34 protein-coding genes, 1 tRNA gene and 1 pseudogene are annotated in these 21,689 nt (G+C 43.2%); 35 read left to right on the top strand and 1 reads right to left on the bottom strand.

Annotated elements, in window-relative coordinates:
- The coding region (locus FC47_RS03575) for a putative HNHc nuclease (protein ID WP_056967949.1) at positions 1 to 508 on the top strand (508 nt) is incomplete at its 5' end.
- Positions 509 to 511: 3 nt separating this feature from the next.
- Positions 512 to 721, top strand: coding sequence for a hypothetical protein (locus FC47_RS03570; RefSeq protein ID WP_056967946.1), 210 nt, complete (start codon positions 512 to 514; stop codon positions 719 to 721).
- Here the strand turns inward: FC47_RS03570 and FC47_RS03565 are convergent.
- Positions 718 to 966: a hypothetical protein gene (locus tag FC47_RS03565; RefSeq protein ID WP_039945827.1), complete on the bottom strand. Its 249-nt coding sequence runs from the start codon at positions 964 to 966 to the stop codon at positions 718 to 720. The two genes, FC47_RS03570 and FC47_RS03565, sit on opposite strands and share 4 nt — an antisense overlap.
- Before the next feature lie 68 nt (positions 967 to 1,034).
- Between FC47_RS03565 and FC47_RS03560 the strand changes: the two genes are divergently transcribed.
- The 33 genes and pseudogenes from FC47_RS03560 to FC47_RS11105 form a co-directional block, all read left to right on the top strand.
- Complete coding sequence (locus FC47_RS03560; RefSeq protein ID WP_235803988.1) at positions 1,035 to 1,850, top strand: conserved phage C-terminal domain-containing protein; 816 nt, start codon at positions 1,035 to 1,037, stop codon at positions 1,848 to 1,850.
- Between the two features lie 40 nt (positions 1,851 to 1,890).
- The gene (locus FC47_RS03555) at positions 1,891 to 2,718 is read left to right on the top strand and encodes an ATP-binding protein (RefSeq protein ID WP_056967942.1); all 828 of its coding nucleotides are present in this window, start codon (positions 1,891 to 1,893) and stop codon (positions 2,716 to 2,718) included.
- Positions 2,719 to 2,729: 11 nt separating this feature from the next.
- Entirely contained in the window at positions 2,730 to 2,954 is a 225-nt protein-coding gene (locus FC47_RS03550; RefSeq protein WP_056967940.1) for a hypothetical protein, read from the top strand.
- Positions 2,955 to 2,956: 2 nt separating this feature from the next.
- Positions 2,957 to 3,130 (top strand): hypothetical protein, encoded by a 174-nt coding sequence (locus tag FC47_RS10555; RefSeq protein WP_155519132.1) that lies wholly within the window; start codon positions 2,957 to 2,959, stop codon positions 3,128 to 3,130.
- The gene (locus FC47_RS03545; RefSeq protein WP_235803989.1) at positions 3,130 to 3,546 is read left to right on the top strand and encodes a RusA family crossover junction endodeoxyribonuclease; all 417 of its coding nucleotides are present in this window, start codon (positions 3,130 to 3,132) and stop codon (positions 3,544 to 3,546) included. The genes FC47_RS10555 and FC47_RS03545 overlap by 1 nt, the downstream gene beginning before the upstream one ends.
- A 65-nt stretch (positions 3,547 to 3,611) precedes the next feature.
- Complete coding sequence (locus FC47_RS03540) at positions 3,612 to 4,112, top strand: hypothetical protein (protein ID WP_056967938.1); 501 nt, start codon at positions 3,612 to 3,614, stop codon at positions 4,110 to 4,112.
- 3 nt (positions 4,113 to 4,115) lie between these two features.
- Positions 4,116 to 4,394: a hypothetical protein gene (locus FC47_RS03535; RefSeq protein ID WP_056967936.1), complete on the top strand. Its 279-nt coding sequence runs from the start codon at positions 4,116 to 4,118 to the stop codon at positions 4,392 to 4,394.
- The gene (locus FC47_RS03530; protein WP_056967934.1) at positions 4,378 to 4,644 is read left to right on the top strand and encodes a hypothetical protein; all 267 of its coding nucleotides are present in this window, start codon (positions 4,378 to 4,380) and stop codon (positions 4,642 to 4,644) included. Before FC47_RS03535 ends, FC47_RS03530 begins: the two co-directional genes overlap by 17 nt.
- Positions 4,641 to 4,829: a hypothetical protein gene (locus FC47_RS03525; RefSeq protein ID WP_056967932.1), complete on the top strand. Its 189-nt coding sequence runs from the start codon at positions 4,641 to 4,643 to the stop codon at positions 4,827 to 4,829. Before FC47_RS03530 ends, FC47_RS03525 begins: the two co-directional genes overlap by 4 nt.
- A 148-nt stretch (positions 4,830 to 4,977) precedes the next feature.
- Positions 4,978 to 5,223: a hypothetical protein gene (locus tag FC47_RS03520; protein ID WP_155519131.1), complete on the top strand. Its 246-nt coding sequence runs from the start codon at positions 4,978 to 4,980 to the stop codon at positions 5,221 to 5,223.
- Between the two features lie 259 nt (positions 5,224 to 5,482).
- Positions 5,483 to 6,316, top strand: coding sequence for a DNA cytosine methyltransferase (locus FC47_RS03510; RefSeq protein WP_235803987.1), 834 nt, complete (start codon positions 5,483 to 5,485; stop codon positions 6,314 to 6,316).
- A gap of 17 nt (positions 6,317 to 6,333) precedes the next feature.
- Complete coding sequence (locus FC47_RS03505; RefSeq protein ID WP_056967924.1) at positions 6,334 to 6,588, top strand: hypothetical protein; 255 nt, start codon at positions 6,334 to 6,336, stop codon at positions 6,586 to 6,588.
- A 107-nt stretch (positions 6,589 to 6,695) separates the two neighbouring features.
- Positions 6,696 to 7,241: a hypothetical protein gene (locus FC47_RS03500; protein ID WP_155519130.1), complete on the top strand. Its 546-nt coding sequence runs from the start codon at positions 6,696 to 6,698 to the stop codon at positions 7,239 to 7,241.
- Positions 7,231 to 7,722 (top strand): ArpU family phage packaging/lysis transcriptional regulator, encoded by a 492-nt coding sequence (locus FC47_RS03495; protein WP_056967921.1) that lies wholly within the window; start codon positions 7,231 to 7,233, stop codon positions 7,720 to 7,722. Before FC47_RS03500 ends, FC47_RS03495 begins: the two co-directional genes overlap by 11 nt.
- 575 nt (positions 7,723 to 8,297) lie before the next feature.
- Positions 8,298 to 8,364: transfer RNA gene (locus FC47_RS03490), tRNA-OTHER, on the top strand.
- A gap of 345 nt (positions 8,365 to 8,709) precedes the next feature.
- Positions 8,710 to 8,943 (top strand): hypothetical protein, encoded by a 234-nt coding sequence (locus FC47_RS03480; RefSeq protein WP_056967916.1) that lies wholly within the window; start codon positions 8,710 to 8,712, stop codon positions 8,941 to 8,943.
- A gap of 53 nt (positions 8,944 to 8,996) precedes the next feature.
- A complete protein-coding gene (locus FC47_RS03475; protein WP_056967914.1) occupies positions 8,997 to 9,494 on the top strand; it encodes a phBC6A51 family helix-turn-helix protein in 498 nt (165 codons plus the stop codon).
- Entirely contained in the window at positions 9,484 to 10,710 is a 1,227-nt protein-coding gene (locus FC47_RS03470; protein ID WP_056967912.1) for a PBSX family phage terminase large subunit, read from the top strand. Before FC47_RS03475 ends, FC47_RS03470 begins: the two co-directional genes overlap by 11 nt.
- A gap of 52 nt (positions 10,711 to 10,762) precedes the next feature.
- On the top strand, positions 10,763 to 12,166 hold the full coding sequence (locus tag FC47_RS03465) for a phage portal protein (RefSeq protein WP_056967910.1): 1,404 nt from the start codon (positions 10,763 to 10,765) through the stop codon (positions 12,164 to 12,166).
- Positions 12,156 to 13,547 (top strand): minor capsid protein, encoded by a 1,392-nt coding sequence (locus tag FC47_RS03460; RefSeq protein ID WP_056967908.1) that lies wholly within the window; start codon positions 12,156 to 12,158, stop codon positions 13,545 to 13,547. Before FC47_RS03465 ends, FC47_RS03460 begins: the two co-directional genes overlap by 11 nt.
- 5 nt (positions 13,548 to 13,552) lie before the next feature.
- Positions 13,553 to 13,777, top strand: coding sequence for a hypothetical protein (locus FC47_RS03455; RefSeq protein WP_034539803.1), 225 nt, complete (start codon positions 13,553 to 13,555; stop codon positions 13,775 to 13,777).
- Between the two features lie 70 nt (positions 13,778 to 13,847).
- Positions 13,848 to 14,180: a YjcQ family protein gene (locus tag FC47_RS03450; RefSeq protein ID WP_056967907.1), complete on the top strand. Its 333-nt coding sequence runs from the start codon at positions 13,848 to 13,850 to the stop codon at positions 14,178 to 14,180.
- A 181-nt stretch (positions 14,181 to 14,361) separates the two neighbouring features.
- On the top strand, positions 14,362 to 15,024 hold the full coding sequence (locus FC47_RS03445) for a DUF4355 domain-containing protein (protein ID WP_056967905.1): 663 nt from the start codon (positions 14,362 to 14,364) through the stop codon (positions 15,022 to 15,024).
- A gap of 2 nt (positions 15,025 to 15,026) precedes the next feature.
- Entirely contained in the window at positions 15,027 to 15,857 is an 831-nt protein-coding gene (locus tag FC47_RS03440) for a N4-gp56 family major capsid protein (protein ID WP_056967903.1), read from the top strand.
- 10 nt (positions 15,858 to 15,867) lie between these two features.
- Positions 15,868 to 16,227, top strand: a complete 360-nt coding sequence (locus FC47_RS03435; protein WP_056967901.1) for a phage head-tail connector protein — start codon at positions 15,868 to 15,870, stop codon at positions 16,225 to 16,227.
- Positions 16,228 to 16,536, top strand: coding sequence for a hypothetical protein (locus FC47_RS03430; RefSeq protein WP_056967899.1), 309 nt, complete (start codon positions 16,228 to 16,230; stop codon positions 16,534 to 16,536). It abuts the gene before it with no gap.
- On the top strand, positions 16,529 to 16,831 hold the full coding sequence (locus FC47_RS03425; protein ID WP_191978669.1) for a hypothetical protein: 303 nt from the start codon (positions 16,529 to 16,531) through the stop codon (positions 16,829 to 16,831). Before FC47_RS03430 ends, FC47_RS03425 begins: the two co-directional genes overlap by 8 nt.
- A 99-nt stretch (positions 16,832 to 16,930) precedes the next feature.
- Positions 16,931 to 17,620 (top strand): hypothetical protein, encoded by a 690-nt coding sequence (locus FC47_RS03420; RefSeq protein WP_056967897.1) that lies wholly within the window; start codon positions 16,931 to 16,933, stop codon positions 17,618 to 17,620.
- A gap of 293 nt (positions 17,621 to 17,913) precedes the next feature.
- Entirely contained in the window at positions 17,914 to 18,306 is a 393-nt protein-coding gene (locus FC47_RS03415) for a gp17 family tail completion protein (protein WP_056967895.1), read from the top strand.
- Positions 18,307 to 18,320: 14 nt separating this feature from the next.
- Positions 18,321 to 18,905: a phage tail protein gene (locus FC47_RS03410; protein WP_056967893.1), complete on the top strand. Its 585-nt coding sequence runs from the start codon at positions 18,321 to 18,323 to the stop codon at positions 18,903 to 18,905.
- 11 nt (positions 18,906 to 18,916) lie between these two features.
- Entirely contained in the window at positions 18,917 to 19,264 is a 348-nt protein-coding gene (locus FC47_RS03405; protein WP_056967892.1) for a tail assembly chaperone, read from the top strand.
- Positions 19,265 to 19,305: 41 nt separating this feature from the next.
- Positions 19,306 to 19,698: a hypothetical protein gene (locus tag FC47_RS03400; RefSeq protein WP_081036723.1), complete on the top strand. Its 393-nt coding sequence runs from the start codon at positions 19,306 to 19,308 to the stop codon at positions 19,696 to 19,698.
- Between the two features lie 235 nt (positions 19,699 to 19,933).
- Positions 19,934 to 20,527 (top strand): annotated as a pseudogene (locus FC47_RS11105) (tape measure protein); the annotation flags it as partial.
- Positions 20,528 to 21,689: the final 1,162 nt, after the last annotated feature.

The following is a 21,689-nucleotide window of genomic DNA, read 5'->3' as shown; positions in this document are numbered from 1 at the left end:
GTTAAGCGATATTCATCGCTGGTCAGGCGAACCGGCTGAGTGGTTGAAGGAATACTTTTACCTTCAATACACGATAAAGACTGCCGGGAAAGAAATTAGCTTGGCAAACGATACTGTTAGCACGGTATCAGATGCAACGGAACTAATTAATTTGGTGATCGATTTTATTTTCGATTACCAGGTTCCGATCAACGACGGCTATCCATTGTTGCCTCGTGATGAAGCATATTTTCAATTCAAGTGCATTCAAAAAAGGCGCTGCTTGATCTGCGGTCGTGCTGCTGACATCAACCACATTGATGAGGTCGGCATGGGTCGTAACCGTAACAAGTTAGACCATACGCAGGCAAGATTATCAGCCTTATGCCGGGTGCATCATACGGAATTCCATCAAATTGGTTATCAAATGTTTTGCAAGAAGTATCGCTTAACTAACTTAGGTGTGAAGGTTAACGCCGAAACACTGAAACGAATCGGCATGAAAGGAAATTACAGAGGAGGAAATTAAAAAATGGACTTCAAAGAAGAAATGGACGCTTATTCACAAGGATTGAGAAGAACGTTATTGCTATCGCCATTGGGCATTGACATTAGCGATGAAGCAAAAGAGTTAGCAAAGGACATCGCTAATTTATGCCGTGAAAGTGGCCTTGACTATGTAGAAATTCAAAAGGCCATTATCCATGCAGATAACAGCCTTTACTATCATGCGAAACCTTAATAATCCCACCGATCATTGTCTAGTTCGTGTTTCGCGTCAATTTGTGAATATTGGTCTGAAATTTGTTTAGTAGCACCAAGAATAAAACAGTTAGTTGAATGCTGATAGATTCCACGTTCTATATATCTATCGTCTGCATAACTCGTTGTTGTTACTTTTAACAATTTCCAACCATGTTCAAGCAGCTTATTAGCGAGATCAATTGATTCAACACTAGCTAAACGGTAAACATTTTTTAAATTCATAAAATCACCACCTTTAAAGTTGATATCAAGATTTTAACAAACAATCAGCATGAAGGGAGCTTATGGCAATGGATAAATACGAAGGAAGCCGACTATTCTTAAACATTCCGGCTGATGTCGCTCATATGCCAAACATTAAAGATAAATCAATCCTATTATTCGGTGAGATTTATTCAATGCTTAACGTAACGGGGAAGTTTTATATGAGCAACAAGGCGCTGGCAGAGCGTTTGCATTGCAAGCCAAGAACGATCACTGATTGCGTAAAGCAACTGCAAGAGTTAGGGCTGATCAACGTAAAGAATGTTTATCAACCTAACTCAAAAGCAATCAAAGGCCGTGAAATAACTCTCAACCCCCTATGGCAAAAAAATGCTAGAGGGTATAGCAATGAAATGCTAGAGGGGTATAGCAATAATTTGCTAGAGGGTATAGCAGCAGATTGCTATGTAAAAGAGCAAGAGAATAGAACAAAGAATAGAACAGTAAAAGATATATATAGTCAGGCAGAGCCTGACGGTGTAGCTGACAAAACGAAAACAATCATTGACTACCTGAACGAAAAAACAGATAGCCACTACAAAGCAACTACACCAAAGACCAAGCAGCTAGTTCAAGCAAGGCTAAAAGAAGGATTCACGGTTGATGACTTCAAAACGGTTATCGACAAGAAAACTGCTACTTGGCTGAACGACAACAAGATGAACAAATATCTACGGCCGTTAACGCTGTTTGGCACGAAGTTTGAAGACTACCTTAACGAGAAAGTAAAGGGCCAACCAGACAAGAACGATCCTTACTACACCGAAAAGATTAATCCGATGACTGGTCAGCCAGACCCTAACGGACTGACGCGGTATCAAATGGACAACGAATACTGGTAGTTTACGGATTTCAAATCCGAAAACATAATGGAGGTGAAACATGCTTAGCGTAAAAGATAGCGCCAAAGAAGGCGTTAAGAGTCTAAAGAAAATCTTTGCCAAAGAAGGCTGGGAACTGCCAGATGTTGATCTGACTGATAAGCAAGCAATGGCTGACTATCTTAAAAAGAAAGCTGAACCGCTGCATGCTGAATGGCGGAAAGAGAATGTACGGCACAACTTTAACCGAGTGTTTAACAAGTCGCTATGGACTGGTGAGCCAATCAAATTCACATATGCTGATTGGCAACCAAAGAAACAGCCAAACGAGCAATTGGCCCGTAATCTAGGCAATCAGTCGTATTTGTTAGCCAAAGAAATTGCGGAAGGCAAACCATATCGGGTTTATCTAGCAGGAAAGCCAGGCACTGGCAAGACAAGCCTAGCGTTGGCAATGGTTGATTTCATCAGAAACAACTCGAACAAGACGGCTATGTTTGTTTCAACTGATGCACTAGCAGAACTGTATGCAATGCGTTTTGACGACAAGCAAGCCCAAAACCGGCTTTATGAGTTGAACGCCTATATGAAGGGCGACAAGCGATTGAAAATTGAGCCGGTGGACGTTCTAATCTTAGACGACTTTGGAACGGAAGGCGGTATGCGGACCGACAAACAAAGTCAAGTCCGAGTTGATATGCAAAAGGGACTGTTTGCAGTAGCAGACGCACGATACGGCAATCAAGCGACGATTGTAACAACAAACAACACAATGGCAGAGCTTGAAGCTATGTACAACGAGAAGTTATTAAGCAGACTGATAACGCGGAATCAAAAGCGCCGACTGGTGTTTAACGGCATGACAGACGTTCGAGCAAGCATGATTTAGAAGGTGAAAAAATGCTGAAAGTAACGAAAGACAAAAAGATTCTGGACACTGAGCAACGTTGCGCTTGGTGTGATGGTTCGGGCTATCTGGACGCAATCGAACGCAAGTGCCCGTTCTGCGAAGGCGATGGCATGCTGCGTATTGACCCGGCAATCGTAAAAATCATGAAGAGTTCCGGGCATTGGGACAGCAACAACGAAGTAGACGCAAGCCTAATGCACGATATGGGGGTATAGAGTTGAAAGTTTTGGTGAAGTTATTCTACGCATTGGCGATTATCGCAATGCTGGCAACAACGGTCGGCTTTTTCTGGGCATTATGGATTAACGCCACTTTAGGTATCAAAGCAATGGTAACTGCTATGTTTAGCGCTTTGATTTTCGCTAGTGTCGGCGAGTCATTAGACCATTGATGATTAAGCTGATCTTACCGATTGAACCGGTAGCACAAGCAAGGCCACGAGCAAGAAGGTTCGGCAAGGGCATTCGGCTGTATGACCCACCTAAAACAGCAGCATTCAAGAAACAGTTGCGAGCATTGGCAACAGAGATGTATCACGATGCACCAGTCGAGGGTGAAATCTATATCAAGGTAGCCTTTTATCGAAAGATTCAAAAGAGCATATCGAAAAAAGAACACGATAGACGGGCGTCAGGAGCGCATAGACCGATTGTAAAAGCCGACTTGTCTAATTACCTTAAATCATTCGAAGATGCCTTAAACGGCGTTTTATGGAAAGATGACGCAATGATCGTTCACGAAGAAATAGACAAGTATTACTCGGACAAGCCAAGAATAGAGGTTGAAATTTATGCAAAAGAAACTTAACGGCCGTAAATGCTCTGTGGTTGGGAATTCTCAAGAAATTACGATTGAAGTTAGGAGTATGACAAATGCTGACTAAAGAGGAACTATCAAAAATCACCAAGCAAGCAATCGGAACGCTGCATTATACCTATATCGTTGGGAAGGTAAGCTCACAAAACAGCTTTGCAATTCAGCTGTATGACGCTATCAGTGAAGAGCTTGTCGCAAACTCGTTCATTTACGAAGGCGATAAGCCAGGCCGGTTCACAATTGATTTCGTACCAGAACGGAGCAACAAGACCGATCGTGAAGTGCTGCGTGATATTAACAGCCAACTGTACGACTATTTCGATGAACAACTAGAGCCGAAATATTATATCAAGCTGCTAAACACCGAATACGGGTATCTGGCAAAGGTAGAAGGCACAGATACGTGGAGCGTAACATCGCTCAAGATTGCCAAGATGAGCAACCAAAAAGTAGCGTTCACGGCTGGTGAAATCAGCGAAATTGCAAATAGCGATTTATGCGCTAACTTGAACCCTATGGATTTATGGCACGCTGCGGAAGAAGTCGAGGAGGATTAAATCATGGTATCAAGCTACAAAGGGACTGAAAACAACGAACAGCCAAAGCGCTTGTTGTTGGCGTTCGAAACGAGCGAAGAAGTTCAAAGGTTTTTCATCAAAGGCGTATTTCGTACCGAAACCGCGCTGATTGATCAAGCAATGCGCAAGGGTACGTTGTATCGCACTACTGGTGAATTTGGCAATATGATCGCTATCGTGCCGAACAAAATCATTAGTTTGTGTGAAATTCCTGACTTGGAACGAGTTAAGGGGCTGATTAAAGATGAAGATCAAGATTGACGACAACTATTACATTACTAGCGACAGTTACAACCCTGCCATTCTAGTTAAGTTTGGTATTAACAAGGAAAATGGCGAAGTCGTTGAGCTGCGGCGCTGGTATTGCGGACGCAAACTAAGTGCTGCGTTTGACGAGTATATCAAGCAGACGGCGAACAACGATGATGAGATTAAGACCATGCAAGGCTATGCTGCGCTAGTTGATAGCGCTGAAAAGCGGATTGCAAAGATGTTGGAGGAAAAAGAATGAAAGCAGCAAAAAGACTATTCGGAGTGTTGTTTTTCGTATCGTGGCTATCTACGTTTGTCGGAGCTTTTATTTATTTTTGGTTTGATGGTTCTAATGCTGCTATTGGCGACAAGGTGTTTTCAATTGCGTTGACGGGTGCAACGGTTTTCGGTGGTGCATATCTAATCATGAAGGAGCAAGAATAATGAGCAGTAAACGGGCACGGGAACATGCAGGGCTTGTACTTGCGTTGAAAGCATACAAGCGTTGCTATCGTGCCAACGGGCCAGGCGTTTCTGGTCCACGTTGGCGAGCATATCGAACGGAGCGAGAAAAGGAAATGAGGCGTTGGCGATGAACTTAAAGGAAATGTCGAAAGAACTAAAAGAACGGTTAGGCGTTGATATTATGTCGGACGCGTTATCTAAGCACGAACGCCAAGAACGAAAAATGAACAATTGCGTTTCAACTGATTATCCGTTAGGAAACGTTAGCGATATGTGCCGTGAAGAACAAGAAGACCCAGAAGAAATCAAGCAGTTAATAGATTGGTACGATTTCAAGTATTGCCCATACTGCGGGCGAAAATTATCTTTTTAGACGCAAAAACGAAAGCGAGGGACCTATGAAAATTTTATATGATTTGATCAAGACGTTCTTGGAAACAGGCCTTTTAGTTGCGATTCTCTTGATAGCGTCTTTTATCGAAAAAACATTTCACATTGACGGATTCGTGGCGTTGATGATAGTGGTACTGGTTTTACAGATTCTTCTAGGAGATAGCTGGCTATGTATTTGGAAGATTTAGAAGATAAACGAGCCGAGTTGGTTTTGCCGTTTGAGTTTTTAGAAAGGAAGATTGCTGGTCTATATGATTGTTTGGTCTTTATTCGACAGCGGTGAGGGTGCATATCAACGCACGATTAACCATTATTTCAAAGGTGCGTTGGACAACTACTCGCTTGGGATTGACAAGTTGCATAAGGGCAATAACTTTATCAACGTTAATCTTGCTGATTATAATGCAATTTTTGGCGATGATACATTGTTTGATACGTTGGATAAATTGCCAAAGCCAGACATTATTTTGGCAAGCCCACCATGTGAGTCGTGGAGCGTTGCCAGCGCTATGAAGGGGGGGAACAGCTGCTACGTTTGGAATACAGGCGAATTGATTATGCGCACAGATGCCAGCATGACAATTAACAACGACCATTCGCCATTTAAGCATATCCCTTGGAAAGTTATGTATACACGGGTTAATGGTGAGTTATGTGCTTACAACACCGTTCGTATTATTCAGCGTTACCAACCTAAGTATTGGGTAATCGAGAATCCATATAGCTCGCATATATGGCTCTACTTGGAACATTATCACGGCTTCAAAGGCTACTTAAATCAAGCACATTACGGGGCTTATAGCGACGATTTTCCCAAGAAACCAACTGGGTTCATGAGCAATGTAAAACTGGTGCTTAGAAAAATGCCCAAAGGTGCTAAAAGCAAGTTCAAGATCGGTTGCGACAAAGATGACCGCAAGCAAATTCGCGATTACAACAAGCGCAGCGACATTCCCGAATTGTTGGTCAAAGACATTTTAGACCAATTAATCAGCAAGGATCACACTTGCCGGAAATTACCGCAAGACAAAACGGAAGGACTGCTGCAATTCGTAACAGACATATTTGAGTAAGGGCGAGGTACAAAACGATGGAAATGAAACAGGTGAAAATCAGATTTCAGCAACGTCAACCTGTAACACTAGGCGATAGGCGTTGGTATCTGATCGAAGAAATAAATTATAACAACGGCGAAGTTATGTTAGATGAGTGTTGTTATGAATTCAAAAAAGATGGTGGGAAATTGGTATCTAAACATTTGCCAAAGGTATTGGCAACAGTTGGCAGCATTGAAGTGCCAGGATTGCTAATGTATAAACCTAGCGATTTAGGTTGGTGGTTCTAATGCGTAAAAATTGGAACGGTTTAGGGGCAGTTATAGTTGGTTGCATTGTATTTTGGGTGCTAGTAGCAATGGTGGTTTTGAAAGTGATAGGCGGTTAGATGGTAGACATGAAAGAGTTTTACTATTTAGAAAACTGGTATCGTACAACGTACCCGGATTTATATATGGAGTACGATTTCTTGGACGATGATGGTTGTCCAGACGGTGAAACAGCAACAGCAAAGTATAAGAGATTGCAAGGCATGATTAAGGAAATGCGAGCAAGCTATCATAAGCCGGGGCGAAGCGTTGATAACTTTTCCATTGAAGCCGAGATTTACGAAAAGCAAAAGGAAGCGCTTGAGCAAGGGAAAAGCTGGCATTGGGTTATCGAGAACGTGCCAATTTCTAGAAGTAGCTACCTTTACCATGTTCGGAAAAATGGTGCATTAAAAGTTATGCACAAAAAGATACCGTCAATCGTAGAAAAGCCGGGAATCAAAATCACTGTTAAAGATCTAAAACTTGGAAAAGTTATGCACTATAACAGTATCCAGGCTGCGGAACGTGCACTAGGTTTCACTCACCACACACTTCACAACTATTTGAAACGCAGACTAAAAAGCCGTATCTGGAACGCTATGAAGTCGAAAGGGGTTAGGCATGGAAATTAAACAAGCTGAACTATTTGACGAAATCGATGAGCAGGCAACCCGCCAAGCGGTGCGTGATTTCTTTTTTGATGATGGATTCAACAAGCGGACGTTTAGCCATATTTTACGCAAGGCGGGGTCAGGCGATATTAAAAGCCCGTCATTATCTGCTGACGGCGGTTTCGGCGGTGGCGGTGGAAATCACAACGAAGACGCTTTTATCGCTCACACGGAGTATTCACGGGCATTAAACGCGGTGTATGACGCAATCAACAATTGCTTGAGCGAAGAAAGCCGGGTTATTCTGAAAAACCGGTTTGTCAAGCGAGAACAGGTTGAAGACGTGAAAGAGCTGCTGCATATCAGTAGCAACAAGAGCTGGCATAAATCAGAAAAGTTTGCATGCTATGAGTTTTCAGAAACGATTGAAACAGCGATTGCAAAATACCAAGTTGAAGAGCTTTTCCCGACGTTTACAATCATGAAAAAAGCAACAGCTTGAAAAGTGGTATATAAGGTAGTACCAATTGGGGTACTAAGAGGGGATTAAACAATCCTTGAAAATGCGATATATTGGTATTGTGCCAGAGATGGCATAGAACCTTTCTGTTCCGATGGTCTTTCAAATTTGTTGGAAATGGAATCCTTTCAAGACGATTGTTTAATTTAGTCATACTTTGATTTCTAGGCTTGCATGCGCAAGAAAAATATTCGCGATTGCGAAGCGACTTTATACCTACTAAGCAAGGAAACTTGCTTTTTTATACCGTATAAGATGGCAAATGATTACTTCCGTAAACCTTAAACTTAATCGCTCCAATATATGATCATTTGCGAGGCGGTGCGATTCCGCCTTACGGTGTTACTACTCGAAAGACACGACGAGTAGTTGGAAGGTCCCAGGTGGGCTTGCTGTTAACGTTACTTGAACGATCTACCGGCGTTAGCAGCATGCAAAAAGTGGTGCGAGTCCACTACCTATCCTTTGCCAGAGATGGCGCAATTTAAATAGATTGCATAATCCTTTGCATATAATCCTTCCGGCAATGGTGTTCCTTATCAACGCCGGCGGGTTGTGTATCCTTAGCTCAATGGCAGAGCATCCTAATCCGAAGGTTCGCAGGTTCGATTCCTGCAGGATACGTTGCCTATGGGCAAAAAATAAAACTACTTTTCGTTGAGTTACACAAAGAATAGTTTTATAGCGTACGTTGACAGTGGTCGTTGGCGTGCTGCTTACGCATCAGTTTCAATTGACGGGTTTCGGCCCGTCTTTTTTATTTGGTCAGGAGAGCGAACGAATGTTTATCACAAAGAAATACGGGCTAGTCAGTAGCCGGTCTGAGTATATCGCGTTGGCTCATGCTGACCGGATATGCAGAGCACGACACAAGGCCGAGAAAGAACGACACAAGCCCGCAAAGACAAAGATTGATAAAAAGGCCAGGTATAGTGTTAAACCGCCTATGATGAAGTTGTGAGGTGCAAAATGGAACGATCAAACGTTATTTATTTGGTTCCTGATATCGAAGGCAAAATGCACGCTATCAACGCAAGCGATATAGAAGGTCTGATAGTCGCTGAAACCTATGGAGATGGCGACACATACGATACGCTTACGGCAAAATGCAAAGATGGCTATGAAATGTTTTTGTTACCGGCTGGCACAATTGAACAGCGATTTGATAGGACGATATGGCGATATAAATATTTAGAAGTGTGATAGCAACGGCTACCACTTTTTATTTTTAATAAAGTGAGGTGTGGTGATATGGTATGAGTGGCACTTACAAAACTAAACAAAATGGTCCTTTTTACGAATTGGACCACCGCCGACAAAAAGCGGTTATGTTATTGTTTGAAGATGAGCTAACAGATGAAGAAATTGCTAAGTCCGTACAGCGGAGCAGGTTTACATTAAATAACTGGAAACATGATGAACTGTTTAGGGCAGCGCAAAAGCAATATCAATCACTTGTTGTCAAAATCGACTACCAAAGCAAAGCAGTCAAGAAACTTAAAGAGTTGTTAGACGCTAAATCAGAAATGGTTCAATTGCAGTCAGCAACCACGATTTTAAAAATGGCCGGTATGTTATCAGATAACGACACGCCGGAACTTACACAAGCTAAGGTTCGTAAGGCAAATGCAGATGCACGGGTTGCAGAGGCACGGGCTAAGGCGCTTGAAGATAACGGGGCGGACGTTGAAGTTCTGATCGACAAGATGCTTACAACAATCGAACATAAGGATAGTGAAGAGAATGCTAACTGATTTATTTACGGAAAAGCAGAATAAGGTTCTGCATACGTACTTAAATAGTGATTTTCGCATTATGATTCTATCCGGTGCCGTTCGTTCTGGTAAGACGTTCATAAACAACTATCTGTTTTTGCTTGAGCTACGGCGAGTAGCACGGCAGGCGAAATTAGAAGGCGAGAAACACCCGCAATACATTTTAGCCGGTGCGTCCAGTGGTTCGATTTATAACAACGTGATTCTAAGCATTGTAAACACGTTTGGTATCGACCTACCACCAGACCGGCACAATCATTATCATTTGTTTGGTGTTGACATTACGCCGGTTTATACTAATTCGATTAGGGGTTTAGCCGGTGCACGTGGTTTTACGTCCTATGGAGCATACGTTAACGAAACAAGTTTAGCTAATCAACGGGTATTTGAGGAAATTAGCAACCGTTGTTCTAAGCCTAACAGCCGTATTATTTGCGACACGAACCCCGACAACCCGCAACATTGGTTGAAAACTGATTATATCGATAAGGACGACCCTAAAGCACGGACAATCTACTTTAATTTTACGATTGACGAAAACACTACGCTTTCAGCCGACTACGTGGAATCATTAAAGGCTGCTAAACCGAGCGGGGTATTTTATGATCGTGATATTTTAGGTTTGTGGGTAAGCGGTGATGGTATTGTCTATCGTGATTTTGACAAACGTAAGATGCTGATCGATAAGAAAGACCTACCAGACGACTTAAGCTACTATTGCGGTGTTGACTGGGGTTTTGATCACGCTGGTGTGATCACGGTCTTTGGTGATGATAGGCAAGGCAACGTTTATTTGATTGAAGAACACACCAAGCAATTCAAGTTCATTGAGTATTGGAAAAGCATTGCGAAGGATATTCAGGCTAAATACGGTCGGAATATCCTTTTTTGGTGCGATTCAGCCCGTCCGGACAACGTGAGCGAGTTTCAACAAGCTGGCATTCAAGCCCGAAACGCTAACAAGGCGAAAATGGCAGGTATTGAAAAGGTCAGCGAATTTATGAAACAAGGCAAGTTCTTTGTTGTCAAAGATGGTGTTGATCAGTTCCTTGATGAAGTTTATCAGTACGTTTGGGACGACAAGACCGGCGAGCCAGTCAAAGAGAATGATCACGTGATGGATTCAATGCGGTATGCGGTATACAACCAACATCGCGACAACCAAGCACGGACGATTAAATCAAGATATTTCTAGTATTAAACACTCATGGTGTGCGTTTAATAGATAGTGAAAAAGAGGTGAGAGAATGGCAATTCAGAAAACGATTAGTGAAAACTGCTACGTTACCAAAGAAGGCGTATATCTGTACGCCGGTGAAGAGCTGGACACAAACAGCTTAATGCAGTTTGTCAATGAAAACCGTCAACGGGCTGCGAAGTATAACCACTACTACGACTTATATAGCGGTAATCACGATATTCTGCACAAACCGCGTTATCGATCTTTTAGACCTGACAACCGTATCATTAGCAACTGGGCTAACTATGTTGTTGATACGTATGTCGGCTATTTTATTGGCAAACCACCTAAGATTGCGTTAGATGACGATAGCACTAACGAGCGACTGCAAGACTGGCTTAACGTCAACTCATTCCAAGACAAGCTGAGCGAAGTTGCCAAGCAAGTTGCTATCTATGGCCGATCATATATGATGGCTTATCAAAACGAGAGTAGCGAAACTGAAATTGCGGTTGCTGCGCCCGATAGTAGTTTCATGATCTACGACACCACGATTAAGCGGAATCCCGTTGCGTTCGTGCGCTATTCAAGCTACAACAACCAGTTAAGCGGTGAAGTTTACACCAAGAAGAAAATTACGTATTTTGGCAACGATGGTAAAACAATAGAACAGGCTAACCATTTGTTCGGTTCTGTTCCTGCTGCTGAATTTTATGCCAACGATGAGCGGTTATCTTTGATCGGCAAGATTGATACGTTGGTTGAAGAGTACGACCGCGCCATTAGTCAGAAAGCTAACCAGGTTGCTTATTTCGACAACGCCTACCTTAAGATTCTGGGTATTCCGTTGCCAACAGATGATGATGGCAATACGGTTTTGAACCTTGAACAAGACCACGTGCTTTACTCACCGAGTGCAGATGCTGCGCAAGGCGAAGTTGATTTCATCACCAAGCCAGACGGCGATAACATGCAAGAAAACATGCTTAGTCGGTTGAAAGATGATATTTTCCAAACGGCAATGGTCGCTAATCTTAACGATGAAGCGTTTAGCGGTAACGCAAGCGGGGTCGCAATTCGCTACAAGCTGTTAAGCATGCAGAACCAAGCTGCGTTTGAAGACCGCAAGTTTGCTATCAGTCTGCGTCAACTGCTGGGCACTGCGTTAGGTCTGGGCAAGGCAATCGGCACGATTAACCGTGTTGATGTCATGAAGGATTTGCAAATCGTGCCAGCGCGCAACATTCCGCTTGATATTGAAAACGAAGCACAAACTGCGTCTACATTGTCCGGCATTGTATCGAAGGAAACCCAGTTAAGTACGTTGTCGATTGTTGATGACCCTAAGAAGGAAATCGATCGTATGCGAGAAGAGCAAGCGGAAGACGTTCGCAACAACTTGCAGGCTATGCCTTCCATGACTGATCAGCAAAAGCAAGACACCGAAAGCGATGATGTAAATGCCGAGTAGCTACTGGGAAGAGCGAGCCAAGCAAGAGAAAGCCTGGCAACTCAAACAACTTGAAAATGATTCTGAGTTTGGCAAGTTGCTTGAAACCTACTACAACCAAGCTATCGAAGACATTAACGACAGTATCGAAAAAGAGCTTAACCGAGTAGGTAAAGACCAAGTAATGCAAATGGACGTCAAAGCGTATGAAACCAAAGCTAAGTCAATCGTGGCTGAGGCTGAGAAAATGCGGGCTAACGGTCAAAAGGTAACGTATGCTGATTTCAGCGACCAGGTGAACCAGCGTTTGAAGGTCTACAACGCTACAATGCGAATCAACCGGCTTGAACATTTGAAGTCCGAAGTTGGTCTTGATATGCTGCGAGCTGGTATCAAAGTCGATTCCAGTCTGCGGGACAAGTTAAGCGGTGATTATCAGAAAGAAGTCATTAGACAAGCCGGTATCATGATGGACAGCGCGCAACGTTCGCCTTGGACCGGAAAAGATGCTGCTAAGATCTTAATGGCACAAACCAACGGAGCAACGTTCAGCCAACGTCTGTGGGCTGATCAAGACGCCCTTAAAGCCAAGCTAGACCAAGTTTTAAGTGTTGGCATGATACAGGGCCAAAACCCACGTAAAATGGCTGTACGGCTACGAGAACAGGTCAAAACAGCGGTTGGCAATCAGAAGTATGTAACCGAGCGATTAGCACGGACTGAGAGTGCGAGAATTCAAACTAACGTGCAACTGGAATCAATCAAAAAGCATGGTTACAACTATGTTCAATGGATTGCTGAGCCGAAAGCGTGCCCTGCTTGTCGAGCAATTGCAAGTCGTGATAGTGGGTACGGCGAAGGTGTCTACAAGGTTGCTAAAGTGCCAAAGATTCCAGAACACCCCAACTGCCGTTGCAGCATATCCGAAACGTGGGTTGAAGGCAAAGATGATAACCTTGTCGGTGGTAAGCAATCTACTAGATTAAAAATGATGCGTAGAAGTACCCATCAACTTAAGGGAAATGACCACGTGCCAACTGATTTAATGAACCAGATACTTGGTTCGTTTATTCGGCGCGGTGGGTCCGTTCAAATGGGCAAAAAAACAGATGAGTGGCTGCGTTCTCAAGGGGCTTCAGCTTCAATTCTTGATAGTTCTACAATTTTAATTGGAACATTTGCTACTGAAATGGCAGTACGGGAAGAAGCATTTCATGCTAATCAACTAAAGCGATATGATGGTGCCCCGTCAGATGAAGAACTTATAAACATGGAAATTGAAGCGCAAATCTATTTGTTAAAGTATGCAAAAGAACACAACATGTCCTATAATGAAATTAAAGAATTAAAACGAAATCTGAGATATTGGAAACGTAAATTAGCTGATTATAAGGGAAGGTGATTGCAATGCTGAAAGTTATAGATCAATTTAAAGTGGCAGGTAAATATGCAATTATCGTCCAAGGGGCTAGATTTATTAAATGGGGTTCGTATTTAGTTGACAAAGATAATCATAAAGTCAAAGTTCTAAGCAGTAATTTCCCGTCGGTTGAAGCAGATAAGAAAAAGATCTTAATGCTTCAAGTTGATGGTGTAGTATCTGGTGATGAATTAAAAATCGAATCGGAATAATAGTTATGAGAACGCGTTAAAAAGCTTAGCTGTTTGCTAGGCTTTTTTATTAATGAATGGAGTGCCTAGCATGAGCAACAATGATTTCTTTACGGTAGCTTACAAGATTTTGAGTTATCTAAAATTCTGTTATGAGAATGGGCAAACGCCAGACCCTAATGTATTAAACGCTGATACATTCAACGTTAGTAAAGTACAGTTTGGCAACACTCTTGAAATGCTTGCTGATCATGGATACATTAGCGGTATTCAATTTCATAGCACTAAGATGGGTAAAACGTATTCGTCATTGTTGGATTTAAAAATCACCATTGAAGGGCTTCAATACTTAGCTGAAAATTCAATGATGAAAAAGGCTTATCGAATCTTCAAAGAAGTTAAAGATTGGTTGCCGTTAGTGTAAAGGTTTAGCCGAGAGCTAGGCCTTTTTATTTTCCAAATTAAAAAACAAAACTGAGAGAACTCATGCGTGGCAAGGGTTCTCTTTTTTCATGCTTAAATTTCGGCCTTTTTGACTTACTTGCAGGCCATAAAGAACAAGTTCGGAATATATAGCCGACCGGGCTTAAAACGAGGGTGTATCTATGTACAAGAAGTTAGTACAAAGCGGGCTTGTTAAAACTCATAGCTTGCCAATGATGTTGCAGTTTTTCGCTGAACAAGGCAACGAAGGTTCGGACGGTGCACCAAATACCGAATCAGAACAGCCAAGCGATAGTGAAGAAAAGCAAAGCGAGCAACAAGCCAAGACTTTCACGCAAGACGAAGTAAACAAGATTGTTAGTCAGCGTTTGGAACGCCAAAAAGAGCAGCTTAAGGCCAAGGAAGACGAGGCCAAGAAGTTGTCCCGTATGAACGCCGAACAAAAGGCTAACTACGAACTAGAGAAGGCAAACAAGCGAGCGGAAGAAGCCGCTGCAAAGCTGGCACGTTATGAAATGCGCGATAGCGCCAAGCAAATGTTGGCAGACGGTGGTTTCAGCAACGCTGATAACAGTCTGCTTGACTTGGTTGTAACTGACACCGCCGAAAGCACTCAGGAAAATGTAAACGTGCTGCTGAGCGCTATTGAGGCGATTCGAGAAGACGAGCGAAACAAACTCTTAGCGGGGAAGACGCCTAAGGTAGGCGGGAAAGAAATCAAGCCGGTATCAGCTCAAGAGCTTGTAAAGATGAGTACGGCTGAACGGGTTAAATTCCAACGAGAAAACCCTGCTGAGTATGCACGAATTTTAGGAGGTAACTAATTATGGCAGATAACATGACGATGATTGCGGACCTGGTAAATCCTGAGGTCAATGCGCCGATTGTCCAATATACGATGGAACATGCAATGCGGTTTACTCCGCTTGCACAAGTTGATTCTACTTTGGTTAACAACGCGGGGGACACGGTTAAATTCCCTAAGTTCACTTACATTGGCGACGCTAAGAACATCGCCGAAGGCCAGCCAATTCCACTGGACAAGCTGGGCACTAAGCAAGCCAGCGTTAAGGTACAAAAGGCTGCGAAGGGTACGCGAATCACTGATGAAGCTATCCTGTCCGGCTATGGCGATGTAATGGGCGAAACCAACCGTCAACTGGGCATGAGTATTGCTGATTTTGTTGATACTCAACTGCTGACTGCTGCTAAGGGTGGCACGCAAAAGGTTACGATTGCGCCAACGGTTGAAGGCCTGCAAACTGCACTTGATATGTTCAACGATGAAGATGATTCTACGGTCGTAGCTATCATGAGCCCTAAGACTGCATCTAAGCTGCGTATGGACGCAATCAACAAGAAAATGGGCAGTGAGGCCGGTGCAAACCAAGTGATCACTGGTACTTACTATGATGTTCTGGGGACGCAAATCGTACGGAGCAAGAAGCTAGCCGACACTGATATGATTCTGATTAAGGCTAACGCAACTTCACCAGCGTTGAAGCTGATCATGAAGCGTAATGTTGCTGTTGAAACCCAACGCGACATTGTTACTAAGTCTACGATCATGACGGCAGATGAACACTTTGCAGCTTACCTTTATGATGACACGAAGGTAGTTGTCGCAACGGTTCAAGATGCAACCCCCGGCAAGTAGGTGATCTATCATGGCAAGTCTTGACGATCTGAAAACAATGCTAGGGCTTGCGACTGATGATACAAGCCAAGATTCTGTTTTAGCACTGATTCTTAAAAACACTGACTTACAACTGCGATTTAAATTGGCTTTAGGCGTTGGCGAGCAAGTGCCTAATGAATTAGCATATATTCCGATTGAAGTTGCTGTACGGCGCTATAATCGCTTAAAAAACGAGGGTATGACTTCATATACTCAGGAAGGCGAAAGCATCACGTTTAACAGCAACGATTTTGACGACTTTCAGGCTGACATTGACGACTGGCGCAAGCGCCATAGCCAAGATGTTTTGATCACGGTTGACCCGTTCTATCGAAAGCGGGGCGATTAAATGCGTTTTGACCACGTTATCAAGTTTTTTGACAAGTCTGAACGGCACTACGACCCCAAAACACACGGCTATGTAGGCGGAGAAAAGCTAGTTTCAGCCTTGCATGGCAATGTTACTGACATCGGCACGGTTAAGTCGGTGCAATTGTTCGGCGACTATAAACAGAACAGTCTAGTGATACGGCTTTATGCTGCACCGCCTAAGTGGTCTTATCTGACCATTGATGACGGGGCGCAGAAGTATGTATTGCAGACAATGCGAAAACCGTTAAAACTGATCACTTTGATAGTGGGTGAAAGCAATGGCTAAAATCACGTTTCAACTTAAGGGCGCTAGGGAGCTACAACGAGCGATCGCCAAGCGACCTATGATGATGGCAACACAAACGAAAACAATTGTAGCCAAACATGGTGCGCTGCTTAAGACGAAAACGGCACAGAACATGCTTGCTGCATATACCGGGCACATGGAAGGTAGCAAATTTGTTAAGGCAACCGGTACTACTAGGCGTTCGTTGTCTACAACGTTCTCTAATGCTGGTATGACAGTAGCCGTTGCACCACATACCGAGTATTTTCCTTATGAAGATAGGGCTGTTGCATAGTAATATGTAACTTAGCACTGACCAAAATCGGTGGAAAACTTGGTCTAACAACGTTTTTACGAATACGGAACGTGATATAATTATAGTGAGGTGATCACTATGGATATCATTGATCTTTCTAATCGTAAAGGTAATGGTTTTAATAATCTAACTGGCAAGCGCTATGGGAGATTAATAGTTATTGGCTTATCCCCTAAGAAGAGCGGAAGAAAATCATATTGGGTTTGCAAATGCGATTGCGGAAACACAATAGCTGTTAGAAGCGATATGTTAAAAAATGGCAATACACGTTCTTGTGGTTGTTTGAAGCGTGAACAAGATAAAGTTAATCTTTCTAAATTTCACAAAGGATACCATACACCAACTCGACTGTATGATATATGGATGAATGTGAAAGGCAGATGTTTAAACCGAAATAACAAAAATTATTATCGTTATGGAGGTCGAGGCATAAAAATTTATCCTGAGTGGATTCACGATTATAGCAAATTCAGAGATTGGGCTTTTAATAATGGGTATAAAAAATATCTAACTATTGATCGCATTGATAATAATGGAAACTATGAACCTGACAATTGCCGTTGGGTAACTATGAAAAAACAATCTAACAATCGCAGAAGCAACCATAACGTTACCTGGAATGGCGAAACACACACACTAATGGAATGGTCTGAAATTTATTCAATTAACTACGGTACATTAAATGATCGTTACCATCGCGGTGATGTTCCACCACGATTATTCAGACCAGTTAAACCAAGAAGACACCGAGGTAAACATCAGAACTAAAGCGCTGATGTCACCGTAGAGCATAGGGATTGAACCTGTGCTTTTTATTTTGCACAGAATAAAAAATCCCCACGAGTGGTTGGCAACCATGAATATGGTTGAAAATGTATGCCGAACTTACAGGCGACTGTAAGAAGTAAAGGATAAAAAGCCTTTACGATAACAAATGTATCTGGAGTACGGTACTCGGTTCATGTCGGCACGGCCTACGCTTAAACCGGCATTTGCATATCAAAGTGTTCAGTTTGTTAACGATCTAAAGAAAATGATGAAGTAAGAAAGGAGCAACGGCCATGATACCTGAGCAGGAACTATTCGATGCGGTATTTTCGAGAGCGCAAGGGCTAGGTTATACCGTATACGATCATTTGCCGTTAGAGAGCGAGAACGCCCCATATCCGTTCATTAACGTTGGTGATGTAAATTCCACCATTAGTCCATATAAGGACGCCTATGGAGCTAGAATCGACATCACGCTTAATGTGTGGGACATTGGAGAGAATCGCTACAACGTTGCAAAAATGATGAACGCCTTGTCTGCTATCGGACGAGGCGTTTTACTTTCCGAAAATTTCCGGTTCGTTGGTAGGCCGTCGCTGAGTAGCAATCAAATCATTACTGATACAAGCGTCAAAGATACTGTGTTAATGCACGGCATGGTGTCGCTTGTGTTTCAGCTAAGTTAGTTAGGAGTGAGAGAATGGCAAACGATTTAGAACAAATCCAGGGTGTTAATATGGTTGTCTATGCCCGTAAGCTGGCGGAGGCTGCTAAGGTGGCTGGTCAACTTATCCCGTATCAGACAAGCTTAACCATTGACCCACAACGAGATTCCGACACCAAGAAAACCAAGTCGGGGTCTGTAACTACCACGTCGAGCTTGGAAACTGATTTCAAGTTTGAATTTGTGAACAACTGGTCCAAAATCGCAGACCAGTTGCTTGATTCCATTTTCGACAACGAAGAAATGGAATTTTGGGCTGTTAACCGACAACGTAAAAATTCCGAAGGGCAATATTATGCACTGTATCTGCGCGGTAAGGTAACCGAAGACAGCAACGACAACGATCCGGACGATGTTTCGAGCCGTGAAACTACTATCACGGTTGACTATGGCCCGGTTCGTGGTTGGGTAACGCTGAGCGAAGAACAAGAAGCCGAATTGGCTTACATTTTCCGTGGTGTTGGTGCAATCGAAGGTTCACCAAAGAACGATGGTACTGATGGCGCTGGTAAGGCTTGGAACAAAGAAACTGACGCTGGTCAAGGCGTTAGCGACAACTAGGAGGGCTTTTAATGCAAATCAAAGTTAACGGAAAGGACGTCAATCTTAACTTTGGCGTCCATTTCATTCGCGAACTTGATCAAAAAGTCGGTTTGACGCTGACAGTTCAAGGTATTAAGCAAAATTTCGGTATGGCGCTAACTAAGGTTATCCCAGCACTGCAAAGCTATGATGTCGCTGTTCTGGCTGACTTGCTTTATTGTGCTGCGTGGGACAACCAAAAGCGCCCGTCTTTGAACGACATTGACGCTTTCCTTGATGACACTAACACCGACATTGATAAGCTGTTTGATGATGTTCAGAAAGAGCTTAAGTCAAGCAATGCTGCGCGCACTGCGACAAAAAATCTGAAAGCCTAGATAGTCAAGAGAACGACCAGACAAGCGAAGAAACATATCGCATGATCTTGGTCAACTGCCTGGCATATCTAGGCTTTAACGATGTAAAACAGGCAGAGCGTATCACGTTAGCTGAATATCAACTAAGGCTTGAAGCGTACGAACTGCGATCAATTCGCAAGCGTGAGGATCAGGCATATCAAGCGTGGTATAACTACGCTGTTCAAGCAACCACTGGTGGCAAAAATCCAAAGTGGAAGTATGCGTCTGTCCAGAAATTTCTCAAAGATGTTGGCATAACCAAGTCATTATCAGCGATTAACGCCCAGTATGGACGTTCTAACGGCAATGATAAGGAAAATACTACGAAACTGTTTCAAAAGCGCTATAAGGAATTCAGAGAGCTTAAAAAGCGCGGGCTGATTGATATGCAAGCATGGAAAGGTGGCGGTTAGAATGGCACAAGAAATGAGTATCGAGGCGATTCTTTCCGCCGTCGATCAAAATTTCACCAAAACGATGGAAAAGGCCGTTGATAGCCTTAGCAAAGTTGTTGGCGAAAGTAATCAGTCTGCAAGCAAGTTTGCTGCAAATGGTGCTGTTTTCGGTGCGAGTGCTGCGGTTGTAACTGGAGCACTTGGAATGATCAAAAATAGCGTTGGTGAAATCTTTTCTGGTCTTGAAGAATCAAGTGCTGCATGGCAAACATTTGACAGTAACATGTCATATATCGGAAAGTCGAAAAGCCAAATCAGCAAGGTTAGGTCAGAGCTTACCAAATATGCTGCACAAACGATTTATTCATCGTCTGAAATGGCTTCAACGTACAGTCAGTTAGCTGCGGTTGGTATCAAGAACACAACGAAACTTGTTAAAGGCTTCGGTGGCCTTGCTGCTGCTTCTGATAATCCAAAACAAGCGATGAAAACATTGTCGCAACAAGCAACACAAATGGCTGCTAAACCAACAGTACAGTGGCAAGATTTCAGACTTATGCTTGAGCAAACACCGGCCGGCATTTCAGCTGTTGCAAAAGCTATGGGCATGTCTACGTCTGAAATGGTTTCTGCTGTTAATGATGGCAAAATCAAAACGGAAGATTTTTTCAAAGCAATTGAAAAAGTTGGTACAAATAAATCTTTCTCAAAAATGGCTACGCACTATAAAACTATGGGGCAAGCCTTGGACGGTCTTAAAGAAACGATTGCCAATCAATTGTTGCCAGCATATATGCAATTGAGTGCGGTTGGAACTAAAGCAATTTCTGGAATTGTCAACGCGATTGACAATGGCGGGCCAGCAATCCAAATCATTACTGGTCTAGGAATTGCTTTAATGACTTTCATTGGTATTGTAACGGCGGTTGGTATAGCGTTGAAACTCGCTTCACTTGCTGAAATGGCATTTAATGCGGTGTTTTCACTCAATCCGGTTATTTTGATCATTGCGGGTATCACTGCATTAATTGCTGCGCTTGCTTACTTTTTCACTCAGACAGAGGCGGGCAAAAAGGCGTGGAAGTCGTTCTGTGATGTCGCAACTGCTGCGTGGAACGCTTTCTATCCGATTATCAAACCGGCGATTGATATGATTGTTGACGCTTGGAACGGTTTAGTGCAAGCGGTCCAAACTGCTTGGCAAATGCTTCAGCCTACATTCAGTGCTTTGTGGCAAGCATTCCAAGCATTTATGCCGATTATCCAGATGATTGCCGAAGCTGTTGGCGTAGTGCTTGTTGGGGCAATCGTCGCGGTTGTATATGCAATTGCCGGCTTGATTACTGGAGTCATGACAATAATCACAACGCTTATGCCATTGATTCAAGCTGCTATCGGAGTTATCCAAGCTGCACTGTCAGCGATCATGTATCTGATCGGCGCAATCGTATCTGGTTTTGCCGGTTCGCTTTCTGGTTTGATTCAAATCGCACAGTCAATCTGGGACGGCGTTGTCGCTGTATTCCAAGGCGGTTGGCAAGTGCTTAAAGGCGTGTTTGATGTCTTTATCGGCATTATCACAGGCGATTGGACGCAAGCATGGAATGGCATCAAAGAAATATTCAGCGGTATCTGGACAGCCCTTTCTGGAGTTGCCAAAGCCGGTTGGGGATCGATTAAGGGTATCTTTAACGCCGGCGTTGGTTTTATCAAAGGCGTAATGCATTTCAGCCTTAGCGCTGAAGGTGAAGCTATCATGAACAGTCTGCTTGGCGGCCTTAAGAAAGCTTGGGAAAGTGTCAAGTCGTTTGTCAGTGGAATCACAAAATGGTTCCCGAAGCATAAAGGACCTATCAGCGTTGACCGGCGTTTGCTGATTCCAGCTGGTCATGCAATCATGAACGGTCTGGGCAACGGGTTAGTTGATGGCTTTAGCGATGTTCAAAAGTCTGTTCTGGCTATGAACAAGCAAATCACTGATGCAATGCAACCTGATGTATCTGGTTTCG

Origin of the sequence: Limosilactobacillus mucosae DSM 13345, assembly GCF_001436025.1 — a bacterium.
Lineage (GTDB): Bacteria > Bacillota > Bacilli > Lactobacillales > Lactobacillaceae > Limosilactobacillus > Limosilactobacillus mucosae.
This window is presented reverse-complemented; position numbering and strand designations above follow the sequence as displayed.

Excerpts from the sequence above, each read along its gene's own strand:
- FC47_RS03565 (WP_039945827.1), bottom strand. The coding sequence starts at position 966 with ATGAATTTAAAAAATGTTTACCGTTTAGCTAGTGTTGAATCAATTGAT.
- FC47_RS03495 (WP_056967921.1), top strand. The coding sequence starts at position 7,231 with ATGGAAATTAAACAAGCTGAACTATTTGACGAAATCGATGAGCAGGCA.
- FC47_RS03530 (WP_056967934.1), top strand. The coding sequence starts at position 4,378 with ATGAAGATCAAGATTGACGACAACTATTACATTACTAGCGACAGTTAC.
- FC47_RS03410 (WP_056967893.1), top strand. The coding sequence starts at position 18,321 with ATGGCAAACGATTTAGAACAAATCCAGGGTGTTAATATGGTTGTCTAT.
- FC47_RS03505 (WP_056967924.1), top strand. The coding sequence starts at position 6,334 with ATGGAAATGAAACAGGTGAAAATCAGATTTCAGCAACGTCAACCTGTA.
- FC47_RS03540 (WP_056967938.1), top strand. The coding sequence starts at position 3,612 with ATGCTGACTAAAGAGGAACTATCAAAAATCACCAAGCAAGCAATCGGA.
- FC47_RS03520 (WP_155519131.1), top strand. The coding sequence starts at position 4,978 with ATGAACTTAAAGGAAATGTCGAAAGAACTAAAAGAACGGTTAGGCGTT.
- FC47_RS03405 (WP_056967892.1), top strand. The coding sequence starts at position 18,917 with ATGCAAATCAAAGTTAACGGAAAGGACGTCAATCTTAACTTTGGCGTC.
- FC47_RS03570 (WP_056967946.1), top strand. The coding sequence starts at position 512 with ATGGACTTCAAAGAAGAAATGGACGCTTATTCACAAGGATTGAGAAGA.
- FC47_RS03430 (WP_056967899.1), top strand. The coding sequence starts at position 16,228 with ATGCGTTTTGACCACGTTATCAAGTTTTTTGACAAGTCTGAACGGCAC.
- FC47_RS03420 (WP_056967897.1), top strand. The coding sequence starts at position 16,931 with ATGGATATCATTGATCTTTCTAATCGTAAAGGTAATGGTTTTAATAAT.
- FC47_RS03425 (WP_191978669.1), top strand. The coding sequence starts at position 16,529 with ATGGCTAAAATCACGTTTCAACTTAAGGGCGCTAGGGAGCTACAACGA.
- FC47_RS03435 (WP_056967901.1), top strand. The coding sequence starts at position 15,868 with ATGGCAAGTCTTGACGATCTGAAAACAATGCTAGGGCTTGCGACTGAT.
- FC47_RS03500 (WP_155519130.1), top strand. The coding sequence starts at position 6,696 with ATGAAAGAGTTTTACTATTTAGAAAACTGGTATCGTACAACGTACCCG.
- FC47_RS03465 (WP_056967910.1), top strand. The coding sequence starts at position 10,763 with ATGGCAATTCAGAAAACGATTAGTGAAAACTGCTACGTTACCAAAGAA.
- FC47_RS03415 (WP_056967895.1), top strand. The coding sequence starts at position 17,914 with ATGATACCTGAGCAGGAACTATTCGATGCGGTATTTTCGAGAGCGCAA.
- FC47_RS03450 (WP_056967907.1), top strand. The coding sequence starts at position 13,848 with ATGAGCAACAATGATTTCTTTACGGTAGCTTACAAGATTTTGAGTTAT.
- FC47_RS03535 (WP_056967936.1), top strand. The coding sequence starts at position 4,116 with ATGGTATCAAGCTACAAAGGGACTGAAAACAACGAACAGCCAAAGCGC.
- FC47_RS03525 (WP_056967932.1), top strand. The coding sequence starts at position 4,641 with ATGAAAGCAGCAAAAAGACTATTCGGAGTGTTGTTTTTCGTATCGTGG.
- FC47_RS03400 (WP_081036723.1), top strand. The coding sequence starts at position 19,306 with ATGATCTTGGTCAACTGCCTGGCATATCTAGGCTTTAACGATGTAAAA.
- FC47_RS03470 (WP_056967912.1), top strand. The coding sequence starts at position 9,484 with ATGCTAACTGATTTATTTACGGAAAAGCAGAATAAGGTTCTGCATACG.
- FC47_RS03440 (WP_056967903.1), top strand. The coding sequence starts at position 15,027 with ATGGCAGATAACATGACGATGATTGCGGACCTGGTAAATCCTGAGGTC.
- FC47_RS03460 (WP_056967908.1), top strand. The coding sequence starts at position 12,156 with ATGCCGAGTAGCTACTGGGAAGAGCGAGCCAAGCAAGAGAAAGCCTGG.
- FC47_RS03475 (WP_056967914.1), top strand. The coding sequence starts at position 8,997 with ATGAGTGGCACTTACAAAACTAAACAAAATGGTCCTTTTTACGAATTG.
- FC47_RS03550 (WP_056967940.1), top strand. The coding sequence starts at position 2,730 with ATGCTGAAAGTAACGAAAGACAAAAAGATTCTGGACACTGAGCAACGT.
- FC47_RS03560 (WP_235803988.1), top strand. The coding sequence starts at position 1,035 with ATGGATAAATACGAAGGAAGCCGACTATTCTTAAACATTCCGGCTGAT.
- FC47_RS03555 (WP_056967942.1), top strand. The coding sequence starts at position 1,891 with ATGCTTAGCGTAAAAGATAGCGCCAAAGAAGGCGTTAAGAGTCTAAAG.
- FC47_RS03455 (WP_034539803.1), top strand. The coding sequence starts at position 13,553 with ATGCTGAAAGTTATAGATCAATTTAAAGTGGCAGGTAAATATGCAATT.
- FC47_RS03480 (WP_056967916.1), top strand. The coding sequence starts at position 8,710 with ATGGAACGATCAAACGTTATTTATTTGGTTCCTGATATCGAAGGCAAA.
- FC47_RS03445 (WP_056967905.1), top strand. The coding sequence starts at position 14,362 with ATGTACAAGAAGTTAGTACAAAGCGGGCTTGTTAAAACTCATAGCTTG.
- FC47_RS03545 (WP_235803989.1), top strand. The coding sequence starts at position 3,130 with ATGATTAAGCTGATCTTACCGATTGAACCGGTAGCACAAGCAAGGCCA.